Source organism: Planifilum fimeticola (assembly GCF_003001905.1).
In the GTDB taxonomy this organism is placed as follows: Bacteria; Bacillota; Bacilli; order Thermoactinomycetales; family DSM-44946; genus Planifilum; species Planifilum fimeticola.
The window spans coordinates 113,358-132,955 of sequence record NZ_PVNE01000001.1; the positions used below are offsets into that span (position 1 = coordinate 113,358).

Here is a 19,598-nt window from a genome sequence, read left to right on the forward strand (position 1 = left end):
ACGCTTCTTTGCCTTTCAACTGGTTACATTTCGGAAGCTTTGACAACAGATTACAAGTTTCATCAATATTGTAACAAACATGGAAAGAGAAAAAAAGTAATTCGTTGGGAAAGAAGGCGAAAAAGAGGAGAAATGAGCGCCATGGTCCCTGTGCGACATTGACAGTCAATCCGAATCTTTCGGCTTCCTGTTCTGTTTTTCAAAATGCTCCAGTTCCTTGGAAAACAGTTTCCAGATAACCATCGCCAAAGCGGCGTCATCCACATAGCCGAAAAGCGGGATCAGGTCGGGAACGAAATCCGTCGGCAAAAAGAAATACACAAAGCCGGCTCCCACCATGAGTTTCTTGGCGAGGCTCGTCTCAGGATGCCGAAAATAGTCCATCATCAGCTTCAATGTGCGCAGCACCCTTCCAACCCCGCCCGCCCGCTGGATTTTTCGGTCCAGCTTCTCCATGAAGATCGCCCCCTCGAAGATCATGCGCCAACCCGAACAGCCCGGCGCAGGCGGCTCGTTACAAGAACTTTTCACCGCAATAGGGACAGGTATCTACAAGCTCTTTCAGCTGATTTCCACACTCCGGGCAGACGAAAATCGCCTCTCCGACCACTGTTTGAAACTCGGACAGTGCACGTGGGTTGTCCGACGCAACGGCTGTCCGCCGCTCTCCGTCGGGCTCATTTTTGTCGGAAGATACGGTTTGCGAAACGATGGGTTCAGAATGACGTCGGTGGGAGGAGGCATCGGATGCCTGGGGCTCCGACGCGGTGTTGCGTGCATCGGTGGAGGGGGGCATGGCATGGGGGATCGGAGCTTGACATACGGGGCAGTGTTCCGTCCCTCGGTCGAAAACGGCACCGCATTCGGGACAGTCCACCTTTCCCCGCACTGAAAGCAGCTCCCGCTCCATGGCTGTGATATCGGCCTGAAACTGGCGAATCAACTGGAGGACTTCCTTCATATCCCCGCTGAGAACAAGGCGCTCCCCCTTGTTCTCATTCCATGCTTCATATACAAGGATGCCCAAACGACGATATAATCGGTTGATATCTTCTTTTTTCCCTCGAATCCGCAGGTTTAATCGGCTGATTTCGACCATTTGCTGAGACTTATGACTGGCGGTCTCCACACCCTTTTCCACGCGCTGCTTCAGTTCCTTCCAGAGCTTCAACCGGAACCCCTCCATAACCTCAATTCCCTTCAATCATAGACGATATCAGATCAATCCCCGGTTCACAAGAAGGGCGGACAAAAAGAAAAACCCCGGGGGGCCGGGGGTAAAGATTTCGACGCGATGATCTCTCCTGACCTGTCAGAAATCGTCGCCCCATCCGGGACCGCCCCAGGGACCGGGCCCAAAAAAGCCGGGAGGCATATCCCAGGGATCCTCCCCCCAGGGACCCGGGGGACCGATAAATTCCGGATCGGGTCCACCCCACGGGCCGCCGGGGGGATACCTGCCGTCCAGCAACGGCGGCGGACCTCCGCCGGCAAGGGGCGGACGGCCCAGACGCCTGCCAAACCTCGGAGGCCCCGGTCTCCTCCCCCCGATTCGCCCAAACAAACCCGGCGGGCCGGAAGCGCCTTTGAACAACCGAATGGGCATGCTGGTCACTCCTTGCGGGTAGTAGAGTCAAGTGGAAGAGTCCTGATATCCATATGCATCGGGGGACGGATGGATATGGCCACACGACGAGGCGGGAGAAAATCCGCATCCACCCGGGGGGGATCGATCCTCCCCGCTATTCCTTCTCACCCTCCAAAATCTCCACGTATCCGTTGGTTCCATCGACGCGGACATATTGGCCATCCTTCAGAATTCGGGTCGCATCCTTCACGCTGACCACGGCCGGGATGCCATATTCGCGGGCGACAACGGATCCGTGGGTCATCATCCCTCCCACTTCCGTCACGAGGGCCTTGGCCGAATGAAACAGGGGCGTCCAACCCGGATCCGTGTAAGGAGCAACCAGAATTTCCCCTTTGTTCAGTTTCCCGTCCTCCAGCCGGCAGACGACTCTGACATACCCCTCCGCAACGCCCGAGGAGGCGGGAATGCCGGTCAAAGCGCCGGGAGGTGCCTTGTCGCTTACGAAATCCGCCGAAAAGGTTTCCCCTTCGCTGGTGATGACCAGGGGAGGATACAGTTTCCGGTATATTTCCTCCGATGCTTTGCGCGAGCAAATGCGCTTTCGGGCTTCATCCTTGTTCAGGCGGCTCTCCAGAAGGGAGATCAATTCCTCCAGCGTCAAATAATAGACATCCTCCGTCTGATCGAGAATTCCTTTTACAACAAGGGCCTTTGCTTCCTCCAGAATGGTTTCCCTGTAAAGCCCCAGGTAGCGGATGATGATGTATTTGGGCAGTTCCCGGATTCCCACGGTGTTTCGATACATTGCGATGAGCCGGGCCAGCTTCTTGGCTTTCCGGGTTCCGCCCCGCGTCGCCTTCACCCGCTGAAGCAGGGACCGGATCGCCTCCTGGGCCTGCTTCTCTCCACGTTTGAATTTTTCCCGGTGCTCCCCGGGGGCATTGCTTTTCAGATGGCTGAGAATGGAAGGGACGAGCATGGTGGGAGCTTCCCTGTAGCGGACCCGGGTGATATCGATCTCGCCCGGCGCCCGCATCCCGAATTTCTCCATAAACTCGTCCAATTTTTTCCGAAACGCTCCGCCGCCCTCCACTTCGCTCAATCCCTCGTAAAAGGTGCGGTCCTCCGCCCGCTCCAGATAGCGGATCACTTCGGGATGGGGCCTTGCCGCATCGGCCAAATCGCCGATCGCCAGCCCCATCTCGCTGGTGATGTTGCCGGGAGGAGATTTTTCAATGGAGGAATCCCATTCTTCCCCCAACCATTTTTTGATTTTTTTCTTGAGTACCGCCATGGCGATGAATCCGGCATAGGTTAAGGCGATCGGATCGATCATCGCGTCAAAAATGTTGTGACGCCGGATCAACCGGATCCGTTCCGCTCCGGAACGCGCAAGCAGCTCCTGCTTTACCCGGTCCAGTTCCTGCTCGAAGGCGGTCAAAGCTATCCTTGCGGCAAGTTCCGGCTCTTCCCAATACCAGACCTGGATCAGCCGCAAGATCGCTTTCCGGTAGATGGACAAAATGTCTTTCATAGTCGAGAGCGCTTCCCGCCACACGCCCCGCTTCGGCGCCAGACGTTTGAAATCTTCGCTTTGAACCACTTTTTTCAGCGCGAACAGATTGTCGTCCACAACCGTGCTACTCAGGATCTTGCGCTGGACAGGTTTCAGGAACAGAAGGCTGGAACAATCCCAAAAGGGCCGTCCCCCCGCTTCCGTCAACCGGAACATGGTGATGTCTTCGGGAGCAAGCGACAAAAAAACGGAGATCCCGAGGGGTTTCATGTAATCGGTCATCATTTGGGAGTGACCGACCGAAAGATAGACCCGGTATTCGCCCTTCTTGCCGGAAGGCACGGGATAGAGGGACGTGACGGGCCGGCTTTGGAGGATGTAGATGTCATTCCCTTCCAAACACCACTCCACATCCTGTTCGGAACCGTAATGCTTTTCGATCCTTCGACCCAATGCCGCCAGCTCCCGAATCTTCGGGTCCGGAAGCGCCTGTTTTTGCCGAAGTTCGGAGGGCAGTTCCCGGACTTCGGTTCCGCCCCCGGCAACGGCATAGACTCCTTTATCCTTATTTGCAATTTGTTTTTCAATGATTTCTTCATCCCGCACCTTGTACAGATCGGCGGTCACAATGCCCGAAACCAGCCCCTCACCCAGTCCGAACCCGGCCTCGATGGAAACGGTGCGCCGATGTCCCGTCACCGGATCCGCGGTAAACATGATTCCGGACACTTCGGGATAAACCATCCGTTGAACGATAACAGACAAGGATACGGATTTGTGATCGAACCCGTTCCTGATGCGGTACACGATGCCCCGGTCCGTAAACAGGGAAGCCCAGCACTTTTTGACCGCTTCCAGGAGCTGCTCTTCCCCCTGGACGTTCAGATAGGTTTCCTGTTGCCCCGCGAAAGAAGCGGCGGGCAAATCTTCGGCGGTGGCGCTGGACCGTACCGCGAAGGCATGATCCGTGCCCAATCGGGTCCAAGCCTGAAGAATCGACTCCCTGATCGGGGTCGGAATGGTGACGGACCGAATGCCCTCACGGATCTTTTGCGCCAAGGCGCAAATCTCATCCAGCTGATCCGGCTGCAACCGGTTCAGCTCGTTCAGCCATCGTTCCATTTCCTGCAATTCATCCGTTATGCGGCGGTAAGCCGCTGTCGTGACGCAAAAACCGGGAGGTACCGGCAAGCCCGCCTTGGCCATTTCCCCCAGATTGGCGCCTTTCCCACCTACATGCGGCAAGCTGTGACGGTCGATTTCCTCAAATTGCAGAACATACTTCATTTTTCCACGTTCCTTTCCGAAAAAATGAAGTCAAGCTTGCTGAGGCTGAGCTTCGCAAAGGATAAAAACCCTACCGACCGCCACTTTGCCGGATCGAAAAAGCCGCGGGAAGGAAGGCTTCCTGCGGCTTTGTGAACACCACGAATCAAACCGTGGCACAGCACGACAATCCCCTCCCTCTCAAAACGCTTACGAGGTTAGCTGACGGATTCGGGTGCTGAGAGTCACCCTACCTGGACGAATCCAGGATTCACCCCGTGCGGCTCACAGAAAAGGCTATGAGCCGCGAGTGGTTCCCCCGCTCCCAAAGTGGGATTCAGCGATTGGAATGGAAATGATTATTTGGTTTGTGGTCTCATCTTACTCCCCGTGCCGCTTGGATGTCAATGGATCGGAAAAGATCGCCTTACCCGCCTCAATGGGCGGAGCTGACCCGTTTCTGAGGGACCGATTGTTCCCGTTTGGGGGTCGTCGGCCGGTTCAATCCCGTCTTGACCCACCAGGCCCCGAACAGAAGGAGGCCCGCGGTCACCAGGAAGAGCCCCCGGATATCAATCCACACCGTCAAAAAGCCGCCCACGATCGGCCCCATCATGTTACCCAGAAATATGGCGCTGGAATTGTAACCGTAGACGGTGCTTTCTTTCCCCGCCGGGGCATGATGCCTGACCAGTGCATGGAGGGACGGCAAAAGTCCTCCCATGCACAGCCCCAGGAGGAAGCGAAGAACCAGCAGTTGCCAGACGGAGGTGACGAAGGCGTGGGGGATAAAGAAGAGGGCCGCGGCGATCATCGCGTAAACCATGACCCGTTCCGACCCGATCCGGTCCCCCAACCGCCCCAGGAAGGGAGAGGCCATCATGTTGGCCATGCCGGTCACCGCCGTCACCAAGCCGGCGAAAAAGGCGATATATCCCCCCGGGGCTCCCAGCCGCTCAACATAAAGGGGCATCTGGGGCTGCGGCCCCAGCATGGCGAACTGAAGCAGAAACCCTGCGGCAAACAGGATGAGCAAGGTGCGCTGATGCAAAATAAAGGATCCGTCGGCGAAAAAGCCGGCGGATTGGCTCTTTTCTTCCGGCAATTTCTCCTCCTTGACGAAAAACAGCACCACCAGGGTGGCGATGCCCAGCAACGTTCCCGTCAGGTAAAAAATCATGCGAAAGCCGATCAATTCGGCGAGGGCTCCTCCGATAAAGGGGCCCATGATCGACCCGGCGACGCCTCCCGACTGGAGCATCCCCAGGGCGTAACCGACGCGCTCCCGCGGCGTGTTGGTAGCCACCAAGGAAATGGAAGCCGGAACAAAACCGGAGATGGTCCCGTTGAGCAGGCGCAGCAACAGCAGCTGCAGCGGCGAAGTGGCCAATCCGGTCAAGATCATCACCACGGACATGCCGAAGCCGGAGCGCAGCACCATGATTTTTCTTCCCTTTTTGTCGGCCAGGCTGCCCCAGACAGGCGCCATCACAAAGGCGGACAGGAAGTTGATACCGAAGATCAACCCTGCCCACATCTGGTTTTTTTCCGGATCTGTCACGCCCATTTCCTGCAAATAAAGGGGCAAAAAGGGGATGATCATCGTCATGGCTCCCATGACGAGGAATTGGGACCCCATCAGAATGTACAGGTTCCGACGCCACAGTTCCATAACCGCTCCCTCAACTCCTCTCCCTGTCTCTCTTTCTTTCCCGCGGTTATTTCGTAAAACGAAATATCAAAAGAAAAAAGTTGCCCGCTTTGAACCGGGCAACGGGGTGATAAAAATCCGGCGTCCATTAGGCTCGGCGATGCAATCCCAACGGCTTGGAGGCGATTTCCATCGCCAACTCCCGCCGGAGAGAGCGTTCCACCCGCGTAACAAAAGGCATCCGTTCGATCCGCTCAATCATTTGGTCCGCTTTTTTTCCGTCGATATACAGATAAACGTATTTCAGACGCTTCGAGATATAGTGAATGTTCCCCAGACGTCCCAAGGAGCGAGCTGCCTTCAAATCCTTCACCCAAACAGCCAAACCCAGCCGTTCTGTGATTTTCATTCTTCGCAGCTCCTTTAGCCTTTTGCATGTCAAAGATCGGATCACGGATCCCCTTCCCGGAGAATCGAGAAGAACAATCCATAATCTATAATATCATTCATGGATTTCCATATCAACCGCGGTGCCCAAGCTTCCCGACACGACAAGCAGGATCAAAATATGGTAAAATGTGTGCAATTCCGGATAAGCAAACTGCGAAGAAGGGAGTGAAGGGCGGCTTTGACGCCCACGCCCGGTGCTGGAGAAAATGTTGTCCTCATTGATCAAGCGGGTTCAGCGCTTATGCCCGGATCTTTCCATCGAACATCGAAGATATGTCGGAATCGATTTTCTATACGTTAGACCACCGACAGCGGCGGTCAAGGCGAGCTTTGAGTCAACAGCCCGCGAGCAGGCGGACAAGATGGTGCTTGGAACCCCATTGTTTTACGAATGCCATTTCGTCCGCACGGCGACCGACCGGCTGGTCTACCGGTTCCGATTCCGCGTTCCCGACCGGAAGAGCTTTTGCTGCGGGAATCAATGTTCCGACTGCGTCCTGCTGCGGCCGAAGGGGTGAACTTCAACCCGAGCAGTTCCGCCTTTTGATCGGACGCGGGTCATTGACCGGAACCCGGACCGATTCGGACACCGCGTGTGCGATGGTTCGGCTCACCTCGTTGAGCAGCCGATCCAGCTGCTCCTCCGCCTCCAGAAATTCCGCAATCAACGGATGCCGGGCCATCTTCTCCTGAAACGACTCGGCTTCCTCCTTGGCCGCATGGTAATCCGGATGGAAATGGCCAAACCGCTGGGCTTCCTCAAACTTCTCCTTCTTCCGACGGAATTCCCCGATGAGCCGCCGGACTTCCGGATCCGCATCCAGGCGCTCCTTCAGTTGAAGATAACGCTTCACTTCCTCCGATTCGTTGATCCGGTCAGCCAGTTGATAAGCCTCCATCAAAATTTCGGCCATGTCGAGCGATTTTGTCTGTGCTCCCATCGATGCCGACCTCCCAACTGCATTGTAACACAAAATGAAAAGCCGTATCCGATGTAACGAAGGAGGTGGGCAAAAGAGCCGGCCTCGACGAAGCTATTCCGGCAACCGGATCTGCACGCCCCCGATCCGGCTGAGTTCGATCCGGACCCTCCGCCCGCCGTCCACTCCCTCCATCGTCCAGGATCCTTCCCGGTTTTCCAGCTGCCGGGGGATGAGTTGACGGACCGTTCCGTCCTTCTCCTTCACCCGGAGTTCCAGGCGCAACTGTATCGCCTTGCGCACCATATCCTGCACCGTGGCTGGGTGATAGGAACGGATGGCCGACGTCCACATCCGGGGGAGGTTGCGCGCCCCGGGCACCGCCTCGGTCAGGTCCGGATAACGGTTTTCCACCGTAAAGCCCTCCGGTTCCGCATCTCCTTCGCCCCTCTCCTCGGTATCGGTCCCGGGCTTCCTCGGCTTCACCTCTTGCCGCGGCGGAAACCCCAGTTTTTTCAAACGATCGCGGAGCTCTTCCTCCCGGTTTGCATCGGCGATCAGCACCCGGCGTCCAACCCGTTCCGCGATCAACTCCCCGAGCTCGGGGATGAGCTCCAATTCATCGATCAGCTCCTCGTCATCCCCTTCCACCAGGAGCGCATGGCGAAGCGAGATCCGCCCGACCCGCCGGCACCACTCCCGGATTCCGGCCGTCACGTTGGCGGGAATCCCGCCTCCGGCCAGCTGCTCCAGGAGGGCGATCATCTCCTCCTCCGCCATCCCTCTTTCCCTGGCCCTTCCCACGGAATCCGCCCCGATCCGGTACACCAGGAAGTGATCCCCTCCGGCATAGTCGGCAAAACGGGCGAGCTGCCACCGCTTATCCAGCGGAAAAAAGGGTGGAATCAGCACCTCGAAATCGGGCTGGACCATCCCGGTCTCCTCCGCCGCTGCGCGACAAACCGCCGGGGCAAAGGGGGTCCAGCGCCACAAAATCCCCTGGGGGGAAGAGGCCAGCTCGATCCATCCCAGGCGGCAAAGCGGCTTCAACCAGTGACGCACCAACGCTTCCCCTTGGATCCGCCCCCCGCTCTTACCGGCCAGCGATGCCCATTCTTTCAACAGGGTGGAAACCGCCACCCATTCTTCGCTGCGATGCGCTTCCATCAACCGCACCAAAGCATCCCAATCCGGCCGGCCCTCCAGCAGGCGAAACCGGGTCAAATCGTACAGCCGTCGAAGCCTCTCTTCCCAGGAGAGCGACAGCCAGGAATCGAGGCGAGCGGGATCCACCTCCAGGGCACCCCCGCGTTCACGAACCAGCCCCTGAAGGCGGGCCAGGTCCCGCACCAACCGGACCGAGGCCGGCTCCTGCCGGTCCGCCCAAGGCGTTTCCCTGAACTCCTCTTCCCACTCTTCCATTTCGGACGACAGCTTCTTCCACCAGCGGCGGTGAACCCCTCCATCCCGGGGCAGGGGAATCCGTTCCCGATCGCACAACACCAAAAAATGAAAAAGAGCGTGCCACACCCCGCGGCCGCCCGCTTCCCGGGAATCGATGCGTCCCGTCGCCGGCGGGAGCAATGGGGACCCCTTTCTGTTCACATTCAGCCAAGCGGTGCGAACCTCGGAAGGGCACCAGTAAACCGTCTCCCCCCACCTCCGGCGAAGACCGTAGAGGAAGCCCCAACGACGAAGACGTACCAGCGCAATCCGGAACCGGGACGGGGAAACGGGAAGGATGCTTTCCCGCTCCCTCAGCTTGCTTTCGGCACACACTCCTTCCCCCACTTGGAACAGGAAGAAATCCATCCCTTCCCGCTCCGCCGGATCCATCCGTCGGACGAAGGAACGAAGGTGAGCGGGATCGGTCAGCCGCCGGGCCAGCGTTTCGGGCTCCGCTTCCCGCAGACCGTGATGGGCGGCAATGCGAAGGCGAACTTCCGGGGAAAGGGATGTCAGGCAGCTAATCAGCGAAGGATACATGTTTTCCCTCCCATCCTCCCACCTCCCTGACTTCGTAATGGTATCCCTGCTCCACGAGGAACAACTGACGATGCAGGGCGTATTCCTGATCCAGGGAGTCCCGGGTGACGAGATTGTAAAAATAGGCGCGGTTTTCTCCCCCTTTGGGGCGCAGGATCCGTCCGAACCGCTGCGCCTCCTCCTGCCGTGATCCGAAGGTTCCCGACACCTGGATGGCCACGTTGGCATCCGGCAAGTCCACGGCAAAGTTGGCCACTTTTGAGACCACCAGCACCGGAATCTCCCCGCGCCGAAACCGGTCGAAGAGAAGATCGCGGTTCGCCTGCTTCATCTGGCCGGTAATCAGGGGGATCGAAAGGCGTTCGGCAATTCTCCGCAGTTGGGAAAGATACTGGCCGATGATCAACACCCGGTCCCTGCGATGCCGATCCAGCAGCTCCTCCAGCACCGGGATTTTTTCGGGGTTTTCCGCCGCGATCCGGTATTTCTGGCGCTTGGCGGCGTGCATGTAGCGACGTCGCAGCTCGGAGGACATGGGCACCCGAATCTCGATGCATTCGGCCCTGGCAATCCACCCTTGGCCCTCCAGTTCCTTCCACGGGACGTCGTACCTTTTGGGGCCGATCAGGGAGAACACATCCCCTTCCCTCCCGTCCTCCCGAACCAGGGTGGCCGTCAGTCCCAGCCGGCGCTTGGCCTGGAGATCGGCGGTGGCCCGAAAGATCGGCGCGGGCAACAGATGCACTTCGTCATAGATGATCAACCCCCAGTTTCGCTGTTGAAACAATTGCATGTGCTCGAAGGCGCCATCCTTTTTCCCGCGATGGGTAAGTATCTGATAAGTGGCCACCGTTACGGGGCGCACTTCCTTCCGGTCCCCGGTATATTCCCCCACCCGCTCCGGGGGAAGATCGGTCTTGTCCAGGATCTCTCCGATCCATTGGCGGACCGAGGTGGTGTTGGTCGTCAAAATCAACGTCGCCTGGCCGACCCGCTCCATCACGGCGAGACCCACCACAGTCTTGCCCGCTCCGCAGGGGAGGACGAAGACACCGCTGCCCCCGCAGGCGTTGCCCCCTTGATGGAAGGCTTCCACCGCCCGGATCTGATAATCCCGAAGGCGAAAAGGGCGACCCGACCGGCACACCTTGCGGAGGCGGACCGGAAGCGGTTCCCCCTCGCTGTATCCCGCCACATCCTCCACAGGATATCCGAGCCGCAGAAGCTCCTGTTTCAATTGGCCCCGCCGCTCCGGCGGAACCCGCAGCCCGTCCCCCTCCCTTCCTTCTCGCAAATATTTCAGGGAGGAGAGACGGAGCACATCATTCTTTACCTCCAAATCCCTAAAGGTGAGGACCAACTCCCCGTTCCGGTTTTCCAACCGGACCCGTCCGTACCGGGAGACCGTGTCCGCAATTTCCCGCTCCACCGCCGGAGGGAGCGGGAATTTTCCGTACCGGGTGAGCAGCTCCATCATCTCCGCCGCCTTCATCCCCCTCGCCGCCGCATTCCACAGGGAAAGGGGGGTGATGCGGTAAACATGAACGTATTCCGGACTTTTCACCAGCTCGGCGAAGATGGACAAGCGATCGCGGATCTCCTCAAACCGGGGATGGTTCACTTCGAGGAGAACCGTCCGATCGCTCTGTACTACCAGGGGGTTTTCCGGACGATAGGACATGGGACACCCCTTCCCGTTTTCCTCTAGTTTGAACCACCCGGCGGGAAAACATGACCGATCATGCTGCCTTGTGGTAAAATAACCAAGACAGCGGTTTTAAAACTTTTTGCAACAATCCGTCCAATCCCTCGCCTGTTAAGTGAGTGGCTTCCGCGAATTGGCAACCGACCTGCACAGGAGGGAAAGCGATGGCTTTAAGGCAGGTGATACTCATGGGTTGTTTCGCCCTGATTCTCGCCTTTACCGGCTGCGGTTCGGAACCCGACGGAAAGCACGGTTCCCCCGGAAGCGAAGCTTCTACGGGGACGAATTCCTCCGGGACCCCGGTGGATTTCCAAGAAGAGCCGGTCGAACAACTGCCTGAGGACGTGAAGAAGCACTTTGACCGATTGACTTCCACTCCCCAGGGAGGCCATGCCACAATCCCCCACGGATCGCGAATCTTCTTGATCGTTTCCGCCGGACAGCGTCCCACGGGAGGATATCAGGTCAAGATCACCGATATCCTCCGGAAAGGGGAAACCGTCCACATCTACGCGGAGGAAATCGCTCCCGCCAAAGATTCGATGGTGACCCAGGCCATCACATATCCGGCGGCCGTCGTCTCCATCTCCCAAAAAGATGAGGCAAATTACGAATTCCATCTCAAAAAGGCCAGCCCCCCTTCCAACGATCAATAACATGAGGGGCGTGTAACCTCCCTTCTGCACGCGCCCGCCGCCTTCCGAAGGCAAGGAAAAGCGCCCCGTGGTGAAACGGGGCGCTTTTCCTTGACGCCTTTCTCCGCTGCAGGCAGGTCACCGCCGCTCCGGTTCACGTCGCTCCGGTTCACGCCGCTCCGGCTCCGAGTTCGGATCCGGATCCCGGGGAGAGGCGATCTCCGGTTCCCGCGGAGAAGCGATTTCCGGTTCCCGCGGGGTGTAAATTTCGGGGCCGTCCGGTGAACCGACATCGGGAATTCGCAGTTCGGGCAATGGTCGGGCCTCCTTTCTTTTCCCCCTATTATGCCCGGCCGCAATCCGCTCATGAATGAGACTCCCTCCTGATCCAGGGCACCTCCGGAGAACGGGGGGAGTTCCATTGCCGCTTCCATTTTTTCCGTACCCCTTTGACGGAACGGGCGCCAGCCGTAAGTGCCGGATACACCGGAGCCATGAATCCCCACGGCATGGACCACCCGAACGCGGGAGGTGCCGGAGAAAAGGGATATCCCCCGCAACATCCGCAGGGAGGCTCCGTCGGAATTCCCCAGAACGCCGGGACGCACGGCCATCCCGGGGGATAAACCGCGGAAACCCAGGGAACCGCGCCCCGCGGAGCAAATCCTCTTTTGAAGCGATCCGCCACGATTTCATCTCCCCGCTTACCGATTTTTCTCCTTCTTCATATCCCCTATTAGAACTATGTCAGGAAGGCCCCGTCCATGACGGGACATACCCCGAAATGACCCTCTGACCAACGGAAGCGAGGGGTGTCGTCGTGCCGCTGCCTTCCCGCGCGGAGGGCCGATGAAAAAAGCGGCGGTTTGGAACCGGGATATTTCTCTGGTCGCATTGACACCCCATCCGCCCCTTTAATAAAATGAATGCAAAAATTTTTCCTACGGAAACTTATATGCCCTAACGAAAATGTGTTGGCATCAGGCCAATCGCTGATCCGAGAAACTCCGCCCCATGCATATGTGTTCGGGTTGGTGCCACAAAGCGAAAGCGTCCAGCTTCCTGCCTTTATCCCCCGCGAAAAAGGGGGAGACTGCCATATGAAAGAGGCAACGTGAGTCCCCGGAAAAAAATTGCCGACCTCGGGGAAAAACCCGTGAAAGTTCTGGATGATGATGGGGGCCATCTGTTATGATGGGAAGGGTTTGAAGGAAGAAGGAAAGGAGGGTGAAAACATGGAGACAACGGAGCATCAAACGGTGGAATTGCCGATGGATGCCGTCAAACTGGCCATTCAAAAGGGAAACAAATCGGCGATGCGCCAGCTCCTCGAGGAGCTGCAACCCTACGACCTGGGACAGATCTTTTTCCGGCTAAACGGCGTATATCGGCGCCAATTTCTCGATTTCCTCTCTCCCGAAAAAATCGCCGAACTGGTTGAAGAAGTGGAGAAGGCCGAACAACTGGAAATCCTGTCTGCACTGCCGCCGGAAAAACTGTCCCGCGTGCTGAACCGGGTGCCCTCCGACGAGATGGCGGACCTACTCGAGGGACTGGAAGAACAGAAGGTACAAACCCTGTTGAAAAAGATGGAGCAGGCCGAGGCAGACAAGGTGCGCGCCCTGCTCGACTATCCCGGGGACACCGCCGGGGGAAAAATGACGACGGAATACATCAGCGTCTACGACCACTACACGGCGGAAGAAGCGATCCAGTATCTCCGTCAAGAGGCACCGACGGCGGAAACGGTATACTACATTTATGTGATTGACGGGGACGATCGCCTGGTGGGAGTCGTTTCCCTGCGGGAGCTCCTGATCGCCCGCCCGGATGTTCCCGTTCGGGAAATCATGTATGAGCGGGTGATTTCCGTTCCGGCCGACATGGACCAGGAAGAGGTCGCGGCCATTTTGGGGCGGTACGATTTTCTCGCCATCCCCGTGGTGGACGATGAAAACCGGCTCCTGGGAATCATCACGGTGGACGATATCCTGGACGTTTTAATTGAAGAGGCTCAGGAGGACATCGCCAAACTGTCGGCGGTGGGCCGGACGGAAAAGGAAGTTTTGACCTCTCCCCTGGCCTCCGCCCGGAGGCGGATTCCCTGGCTGATGCTTCTCCTGTTCATCGGCATATTGACCTCCAGGCTGGTGGGATATTTTGAAGACACCATATCCCAGTTGACCGCCCTGGCCTTTTTCATGCCGATGGTCGCCGGAATGACCGGCAACACCGGGACCCAATCCCTCGCCCTGGTAATTCGCGGGATTTCCTCGGGAGAGCTGACCCGGGACAAATACGGCCGTTTCATCCTGCAACAGGCGTCCGTCGGCCTGATCATCGGAGCGGTTTGCAGCCTGCTGATCGTCGGTGTGCTATACGGAATGGAAAACGATCTGCGACTGGGCATCGTGGTGGGCTTCTCCCTCCTTCTCACCCTGCTCATCGGCACCATCGCCGGAACGGTAATTCCGCTTCTCTTGCACTTTTTGAAGGTGGATCCCGCCGTCGCTTCCGGTCCGCTGATCACCACCTTAAGCGACGTCTTCTCCCTGGTGGTCTATTTCGGCATCGCCACTCTCTGCCTCAATTTTCTCCTGTAAGCCCGAAGATTTTTATCGGATCATTGAACGGGGGAAACTCATAAAAAGCTCCGTCACCCTTCGGTCGAAGCGGGCAAGCGGGGCTTGAACGCTTCGAGCGCAGGGACGCCGTTTGCAGGGGGTACCTCTATTGGAAGCCTTTGTTTCGACAGTGTTCAATTTGCTTCTGGTCCTGATACTGGTTCTTCTGAACGGCTTCTTCGTCGCTGCCGAATTCGCCATCGTCAAGGTGCGTTCCACCCGGATCGCCATGCTGAGGGAGAAGGGGCATCGGAGGGCCCGCGTCGCGGAAAGGGTGCTGGCCAATCTGGACGCCTACCTCTCGGCCACCCAGTTGGGCATCACCCTGGCCTCCCTGGGTCTGGGATGGATCGGGGAGCCGGCCGTCGCCCGGCTGATCGAACCGGTGCTGGCTCCCCTGGAGATCCCCGAATGGGCGATCCACACCGTCAGCTTTGTCATCGCCTTTTCCTTCATCACCTTTTTGCACATCGTCCTTGGGGAGATGGCCCCCAAATCCCTCGCCATTCGCCGGGCGGAGCAGACGACGCTGTGGACGGCCACGCCGCTCCACTGGTTTTACAAGCTGTTTTACCCCTTCATATACCTGTTGAACGGGGCGGCCAACCTCATCCTGCGCTGGCTGGGGGTGGAAATGGTTCCGGAACACCAGCAGGTCCACAACGAGGAAGAGATCCGCATGTTGGTCGCCCAGAGCCACAAGAGCGGCATCATCGATCAAACGGAATTGGCGCTGTTCGATAAAATCTTCGAGTTCGCCGACCGGGTCGCCCGCGAAGTGATGGTCCCCCGAGTGGATATGGTCTGTCTCTACGCCCAGAACAACCTTGAGCAAAATCTGAACGTCATCAAGGAAAGCCAATACACCCGCTACCCCCTGTGCGGAAAGGACAAGGACGACATCCGGGGGATCGTCCATGTCCGTGAAGTGTATGAGCATCTGGTGGCGGGAAAAAACCCCGATCTGATCCGCTTGGCGCGTCCCGCCATCCTGATTCCGGAAACGATGGAGATTAAGGACGCGCTCCGCATCCTGCAAAAAAACCGGGCCGGAATGGCGATCGTGATCGACGAGTACGGCGGAACGGCCGGTCTGGTCACCACGGAGGACATCGTCGAGGAGATCGTGGGGGAGATCCAGGACGAATTTGACGACGAACGCCCCTTTTTCCAGAACGTCGGCGACGGCACGTCCATCGACGCCCGCCTGCTGATCGAAGAAGTGAACGATTATTTCGGGACGGATATCGAGGATCCCGATAACGACACCATCGGCGGGTGGGTGTTTTCCCAGCTGAAGGAGGTGCCCCGAGTCGGCGATGAAGTGGAGCACAATGACTGGGTTTTCACCGTTCAGGAGATCGATCAGCGAAGCGTCACCCGGCTTCTGGTGAAGCCCAACAAAAAAACGGCCGAGGACAACCTCGACCGAAAAAGCTAGGAATCGCCCTTTTTGTTTCCGTCCCGCCCCTTCCATCGTCCGGCCTTCACCGCCGCGGATTTGAGAAGAAATTCAATCTGCGCATTGACGCTTCGGAGTTCATCCGCCGCCCACTTTTCCAGAACGGCGTAAAGTTCGGGATCGAGGCGCAGGAGGAATCGTTTTTTTCCGCTCATGAGTAAAGCGTGCCGGTATTGATCACCGGCTGGGCATCTCCTTCCGCCACCAGCGCGACAAGGAGGTTGTTCACCATCGCCGCCTTCCGCTCCTCATCCAGCTGGAGGAGGTTTTGCCCCTCGATGTGGGCAAGGGCGGCTTCCACCATGCCCACGGCCCCCTCCACAATTTTCTTCCGGGCGGCGATGATCGCCTCCGCCTGTTGGCGACGAAGCATCGCCTGGGCGATTTCCGGAGCGTATGCGAGATGGCTGATGCGCGCCTCGATCACTTCCACACCGGCCACTTCGAGACGCTCCTGCACTTCCCTCTTCAGGGTTTCAGCCACTTCATCGGGAATGCCCCGGAGAGAGGGAACATCGTCCGCATGGCTGTCGTAGGGATACCGGCTGGCCAGGGAGCGGATGGCCGTCTCGCTCTGGATTGCCACAAATTCCTCGTAGTTGTCGACATCAAACAGGGCCTTGGCCGAATCCACCACTTTCCACACCACCACCGCCCCGATGATGATGGGGTTGCCGGCAGCATCGTTCACCTTCAACTTCTCGCTGTTGAAGTTGCGCACCCGGAGGGAGACCCGTTTCTTGATCGTAAAGGGGTTGACCCAGAAAAACCCCGCCTCGCGAACGCTTCCCGTGTACTTCCCAAAAAAGATCAGGACCCGTGCCTCATTGGGCTGCACCATGACAAAACCGGGGCCGATCAGCCCGGTGACGACGAAAAACACAGCCCCCAAGATTGATCCCGACAACAGGAGAAGCAAAAGGCCCAACACGAAGGTTGCCAGTCCAACCCCCAGCATCACGAAACCGTTCACTTTCCACGCCTGGTGTTCCTGAATGGCCTGCTGCATAATCTTCCTCCCTTCTTTTATCATTATGATATCATAATTATATTGCCATGAAAACCGATCCGCCGTTTTGGGGCGAACTTCCGGCGGTGAAGGAGTACAATGAAACTGTAAACCATGGTGAGGAGATGACCGATCCTGATATCTTTCATCCTTTCCTTCGATCTGGATCACACGCTGATGATCAACCCCTTTCGGCGCTGGGTGTTTCCGGAAATCGAAACCTGGTACCACACCCATATCTCCAAGGAACGATTTTCCTTTTACGATGTGCTGGCCCGGGAACACAGCCGGCGCCTCCGGCAGGGGAGAATGCGAGACGCCTACGATTGGGACGACATCCTGAAAACGGTCACCCGGGAGACGATCGGAATCGATCCCCCCTTCACGGTCAAGGAATTGGTGGAAAAACACTCGGTCCCCGGCAAAGTCTGGCGTTTTTCCGACGTCCTTCCGACGCTGAATGCCTTCCGGCAGGCGGGAGTCCACATGGTCGTCGCCTCCAACGGTTTTGAGTGTTACCAGCGGCCCGTCACCGATTGTTTGAAACTCACCCCCTTCTTTTCCGCCTTTCACACCCCGGACCGCCTGCAGACCGCCAAGCCCAGCCCCGATTTTTTCCGCTTTGCGGATCCCCGCCGCATCATCCACGTGGGCGATCGGATCGATCAGGACATCGTGGGAGCCAACCGGGCCGGTGCCGTCTCCGTCTGGATCAGCCGGGATCTGCCGCCCGAAATCCGCCGGCTTCCCCCTTCTCAGCGAAAAAGGCATTCCGATTTTCACCGCTGGATCTCCACGCGGCTGGAGCGGGAAGGCCATTCGGGACGCATCACCGAAGAACATCTGCCCGATTACGCGATCGCATCGCTGGAAGAACTCCTTCAGGTGTGGGACGAAAAAAATAAAGGACCGGGAGGAATCATCCCCGGTCCCAAAACCCGCTTCTACAACAACAGGAAGCTGAGCCCGATCACAAGGCCGGAATAGAGGAGAACCACCAGACAGTAACCCATGATATCCCTCGCCTTCAATCGGGCGATGGCCAGAAGGGGGAGAGCCCAGAAGGGCTGAATCATGTTGGTCCAGGCATCGCCCCAGGCCACCGCCATCGCCGTCTTCGCCGGATCGACCCCCAGGGCCTCCCCCGCGGCCAACATGATGGGACCCTGAACCGCCCACTGGCCGCCTCCCGAAGGGACGAACAGGTTGACCAGACCGGCGCTCAAAAAGGTGAAGAGGGGAAAGGTGGTTTCATTGGAGATGCTCACGAACAGCTCCGAGATCTTCTCCCCCAGTCCGGAAGAAGCCATCATGCCCATGATCCCCGCATAGAAGGGAAACTGCAGAACGATGCCTCCCGTCTTCCTGACCGCCTCTGAAATGGCCGCCACATACCGCCTGGGGGTGCGGTGCAGCGCGATCCCCGCCATCAGAAAGATGAAATTGATGATGTTGAGATCCAGCTGGAATCCCTTTTCGATGAAGAACCAAAGGATGAAGATCAGACCCATCGCCGCCGTCACCAGAGAGATGGCCGCACTGGTCTCCAGGCGTTCCGCCGGCGTCTCCACCGAATCATTCGCCAGGGAGGCAGCGGAAGCGTCATCCTGCAACCATTCGGGACGAACGGTCACCCGTTCCGGACGGGTCGGCTGCATCCAGCGGATCAAGAAGGGCAGGGTCACCGCCAAGACGATCACCGGGACCAGGTTAAAGGCGGCAAACAGCGTTTCCGAAGTGGGCACCATCACGCCGAACTGATCATCCGTGGCCAACTTGAGGGGAACGGATCCTGACAATCCCCCGTGCCAGACGAGGAATCCGGAGTAGGCTCCGGCCACCAGCACCCGGTAATCCACATCCGGAACCCTTTTGGCCACTTCACGGGCGAACAGGGCGCCGACCACCAGCCCGAAGCCCCAACTGATCCAGCTGGCCACGGTGGCCACGAAGGTGGTGAGCATCAGCGCCTTGCCGGGATCCCGGGCCATTCCGGCCACCCTCCTCAAACCCCTCTCCACCAACGGGGCGCGGGCCAACGCGTGCCCCAGGACGAGGATCAGCACCATCTGCATGGTAAATTCCAAAAGTCCCCAAAATCCGTCTCCCCAATGGCGGATCATCTCCAGCGGACCCGAAGGCGTCCATACGAGGCCCATGATGAAGACGATAAAGGTGAGCAGCACGGCAAACAAAAACGGATCGGGAAGATAGCGTTCCACCAGACGGACACACAACCGGGTAAACCGTCTCAGCAAAAGAACCCCTCCTTTTAAGAATAAATCGGCTCAAACATCAATGAAATGAATTTATTTTAAATAATTAGGATAATATCGCCAAAAGAAAGGTCCAAACCGATTCGGCTTGGACCTCATCGGAAAACCTCCCGTGAAAACCCTTTCATTCATCATCAGTTCAAAAAAGCCTCAGGATGTTTCCAGAGACTCCTGCCCTGCATTCACTTCCATCCCTCGGGCAGAGGTGATGAGGAGGCTGCAGCCCTCTTCCGTCTCTACCGCATGGCTCACCCCCGGAGGCGAATAATAGTAATCCCCCTGCCGGAGTTCCTCCGTTCCCAGCCGGGCGGATCCCTCCAGGACGAATATCTCTTCCCCGCCTACATGATCATGTACCGGAAAACGGCCGCCGGCATCCATCTCCAACAGGATGCTGTACTCGTCCCGGTATCTCCGCAAATAGCTGAGCCGAACGCCATCACCCATGGGAATCCAATTTCCGTCGCCCTTGCGAACCACATAGGGCCCTTCCATCGACAAAAACCC

The 19,598-nt window shown here is 57.9% G+C and carries 19 protein-coding genes and 1 riboswitch; of the genes, 5 read left to right on the forward strand and 14 right to left on the reverse strand.

The genetic code is table 11. The annotated features are described in order from the left end of the window. Positions 1-165: 165 nt before the first annotated feature. The 6 genes from CLV97_RS00505 to CLV97_RS00525 all read right to left on the reverse strand — a co-directional run bounded on the left by CLV97_RS00505 (position 166) and on the right by CLV97_RS00525 (position 6,433). Positions 166-456, reverse strand: a complete 291-nt coding sequence (locus CLV97_RS00505; protein ID WP_170070300.1) for a YkvA family protein — start codon at positions 454-456, stop codon at positions 166-168. Between the two features lie 58 nt (positions 457-514). After that, a complete protein-coding gene (locus CLV97_RS00510) occupies positions 515-1,171 on the reverse strand; it encodes a zinc ribbon domain-containing protein (RefSeq protein ID WP_170070301.1) in 657 nt (218 codons plus the stop codon). A gap of 571 nt (positions 1,172-1,742) precedes the next feature. Further along, positions 1,743-4,394 (reverse strand): phosphoenolpyruvate synthase, encoded by a 2,652-nt coding sequence (locus CLV97_RS00515; protein ID WP_106343564.1) that lies wholly within the window; start codon positions 4,392-4,394, stop codon positions 1,743-1,745. Continuing rightward, the gene (locus CLV97_RS17995) at positions 4,391-4,558 is read right to left on the reverse strand and encodes a hypothetical protein (RefSeq protein WP_170070302.1); all 168 of its coding nucleotides are present in this window, start codon (positions 4,556-4,558) and stop codon (positions 4,391-4,393) included. Before CLV97_RS17995 ends, CLV97_RS00515 begins: the two co-directional genes overlap by 4 nt. Before the next feature lie 8 nt (positions 4,559-4,566). Continuing rightward, a riboswitch (cyclic di-AMP (ydaO/yuaA leader) is annotated at positions 4,567-4,726 on the reverse strand. 83 nt (positions 4,727-4,809) lie between these two features. Then, the gene (locus CLV97_RS00520; protein WP_106343565.1) at positions 4,810-6,045 is read right to left on the reverse strand and encodes an MFS transporter; all 1,236 of its coding nucleotides are present in this window, start codon (positions 6,043-6,045) and stop codon (positions 4,810-4,812) included. A gap of 127 nt (positions 6,046-6,172) precedes the next feature. Next, complete coding sequence (locus CLV97_RS00525) at positions 6,173-6,433, reverse strand: YlbG family protein (protein WP_106343566.1); 261 nt, start codon at positions 6,431-6,433, stop codon at positions 6,173-6,175. A gap of 406 nt (positions 6,434-6,839) precedes the next feature. On the opposite strand from CLV97_RS00525, the gene CLV97_RS18305 reads away from it, so the two are divergent. Then, entirely contained in the window at positions 6,840-6,992 is a 153-nt protein-coding gene (locus tag CLV97_RS18305; protein WP_211295644.1) for a hypothetical protein, read from the forward strand. A 3-nt stretch (positions 6,993-6,995) separates the two neighbouring features. Here the strand turns inward: CLV97_RS18305 and CLV97_RS00535 are convergent, their stop codons facing one another. The 3 genes from CLV97_RS00535 to CLV97_RS00545 form a co-directional block, all read right to left on the reverse strand. Beyond that, entirely contained in the window at positions 6,996-7,415 is a 420-nt protein-coding gene (locus CLV97_RS00535) for a YlbF/YmcA family competence regulator (RefSeq protein ID WP_106343568.1), read from the reverse strand. 93 nt (positions 7,416-7,508) lie between these two features. Continuing rightward, positions 7,509-9,380: a helicase-associated domain-containing protein gene (locus CLV97_RS00540; protein ID WP_106343569.1), complete on the reverse strand. Its 1,872-nt coding sequence runs from the start codon at positions 9,378-9,380 to the stop codon at positions 7,509-7,511. After that, positions 9,361-11,061: a DNA repair helicase XPB gene (locus CLV97_RS00545; RefSeq protein WP_106343570.1), complete on the reverse strand. Its 1,701-nt coding sequence runs from the start codon at positions 11,059-11,061 to the stop codon at positions 9,361-9,363. The genes CLV97_RS00540 and CLV97_RS00545 overlap by 20 nt, the downstream gene beginning before the upstream one ends. Positions 11,062-11,249: 188 nt before the next feature. On the opposite strand from CLV97_RS00545, the gene CLV97_RS00550 reads away from it, so the two are divergent. Then, positions 11,250-11,741: a protease complex subunit PrcB family protein gene (locus CLV97_RS00550; RefSeq protein WP_106343571.1), complete on the forward strand. Its 492-nt coding sequence runs from the start codon at positions 11,250-11,252 to the stop codon at positions 11,739-11,741. 117 nt (positions 11,742-11,858) lie between these two features. Here the strand turns inward: CLV97_RS00550 and CLV97_RS18005 are convergent, their stop codons facing one another. Then, on the reverse strand, positions 11,859-12,035 hold the full coding sequence (locus CLV97_RS18005) for a hypothetical protein (RefSeq protein ID WP_170070304.1): 177 nt from the start codon (positions 12,033-12,035) through the stop codon (positions 11,859-11,861). 920 nt (positions 12,036-12,955) lie between these two features. On the opposite strand from CLV97_RS18005, the gene mgtE reads away from it, so the two are divergent. Both mgtE and CLV97_RS00565 read left to right on the forward strand, forming a co-directional pair. Further along, on the forward strand, positions 12,956-14,323 hold the full coding sequence (gene mgtE / locus CLV97_RS00560; protein WP_106343737.1) for a magnesium transporter: 1,368 nt from the start codon (positions 12,956-12,958) through the stop codon (positions 14,321-14,323). A 130-nt stretch (positions 14,324-14,453) separates the two neighbouring features. Then, a complete protein-coding gene (locus tag CLV97_RS00565; RefSeq protein WP_106343573.1) occupies positions 14,454-15,785 on the forward strand; it encodes a hemolysin family protein in 1,332 nt (443 codons plus the stop codon). Here the strand turns inward: CLV97_RS00565 and CLV97_RS00570 are convergent. Then, entirely contained in the window at positions 15,782-15,961 is a 180-nt protein-coding gene (locus CLV97_RS00570; protein WP_106343574.1) for a type II toxin-antitoxin system antitoxin, read from the reverse strand. The genes CLV97_RS00565 and CLV97_RS00570 overlap by 4 nt on opposite strands. Next, positions 15,958-16,803: an SPFH domain-containing protein gene (locus CLV97_RS00575; RefSeq protein WP_211295649.1), complete on the reverse strand. Its 846-nt coding sequence runs from the start codon at positions 16,801-16,803 to the stop codon at positions 15,958-15,960. The genes CLV97_RS00570 and CLV97_RS00575 overlap by 4 nt, the downstream gene beginning before the upstream one ends. A 189-nt stretch (positions 16,804-16,992) precedes the next feature. Here CLV97_RS00575 and CLV97_RS00580 point away from each other — a divergent pair, with 189 nt between their 5' ends. Further along, positions 16,993-17,802, forward strand: a complete 810-nt coding sequence (locus tag CLV97_RS00580; protein ID WP_106343576.1) for an HAD family hydrolase — start codon at positions 16,993-16,995, stop codon at positions 17,800-17,802. On the opposite strand, the gene CLV97_RS00585 is transcribed toward CLV97_RS00580, so the two are convergent. Together CLV97_RS00585 and CLV97_RS00590 are read right to left on the reverse strand one after the other, a co-directional pair. Continuing rightward, a complete protein-coding gene (locus CLV97_RS00585; RefSeq protein WP_211295650.1) occupies positions 17,760-19,070 on the reverse strand; it encodes a short-chain fatty acid transporter in 1,311 nt (436 codons plus the stop codon). The genes CLV97_RS00580 and CLV97_RS00585 overlap by 43 nt on opposite strands. Before the next feature lie 171 nt (positions 19,071-19,241). Continuing rightward, positions 19,242-19,586: a cupin domain-containing protein gene (locus CLV97_RS00590; RefSeq protein WP_170070305.1), complete on the reverse strand. Its 345-nt coding sequence runs from the start codon at positions 19,584-19,586 to the stop codon at positions 19,242-19,244. Positions 19,587-19,598 lie beyond the last annotated feature (12 nt).

What these genes read in the sequence shown, in the direction of transcription:
- CLV97_RS00505 (WP_170070300.1), bottom strand. Translation starts at nt 456, where the DNA reads ATGGAGAAGCTGGACCGAAAAATCCAGCGGGCGGGCGGGGTTGGAAGG.
- CLV97_RS00515 (WP_106343564.1), bottom strand. Translation starts at nt 4,394, where the DNA reads ATGAAGTATGTTCTGCAATTTGAGGAAATCGACCGTCACAGCTTGCCG.
- CLV97_RS00520 (WP_106343565.1), bottom strand. Translation starts at nt 6,045, where the DNA reads ATGGAACTGTGGCGTCGGAACCTGTACATTCTGATGGGGTCCCAATTC.
- CLV97_RS00525 (WP_106343566.1), bottom strand. Translation starts at nt 6,433, where the DNA reads ATGAAAATCACAGAACGGCTGGGTTTGGCTGTTTGGGTGAAGGATTTG.
- CLV97_RS00535 (WP_106343568.1), bottom strand. Translation starts at nt 7,415, where the DNA reads ATGGGAGCACAGACAAAATCGCTCGACATGGCCGAAATTTTGATGGAG.
- CLV97_RS00540 (WP_106343569.1), bottom strand. Translation starts at nt 9,380, where the DNA reads ATGTATCCTTCGCTGATTAGCTGCCTGACATCCCTTTCCCCGGAAGTT.
- CLV97_RS00545 (WP_106343570.1), bottom strand. Translation starts at nt 11,061, where the DNA reads ATGTCCTATCGTCCGGAAAACCCCCTGGTAGTACAGAGCGATCGGACG.
- CLV97_RS00550 (WP_106343571.1), top strand. Translation starts at nt 11,250, where the DNA reads ATGGCTTTAAGGCAGGTGATACTCATGGGTTGTTTCGCCCTGATTCTC.
- mgtE (WP_106343737.1), top strand. Translation starts at nt 12,956, where the DNA reads ATGGAGACAACGGAGCATCAAACGGTGGAATTGCCGATGGATGCCGTC.
- CLV97_RS00570 (WP_106343574.1), bottom strand. Translation starts at nt 15,961, where the DNA reads ATGAGCGGAAAAAAACGATTCCTCCTGCGCCTCGATCCCGAACTTTAC.
- CLV97_RS00580 (WP_106343576.1), top strand. Translation starts at nt 16,993, where the DNA reads ATGATCAACCCCTTTCGGCGCTGGGTGTTTCCGGAAATCGAAACCTGG.
- CLV97_RS00590 (WP_170070305.1), bottom strand. Translation starts at nt 19,586, where the DNA reads ATGGAAGGGCCCTATGTGGTTCGCAAGGGCGACGGAAATTGGATTCCC.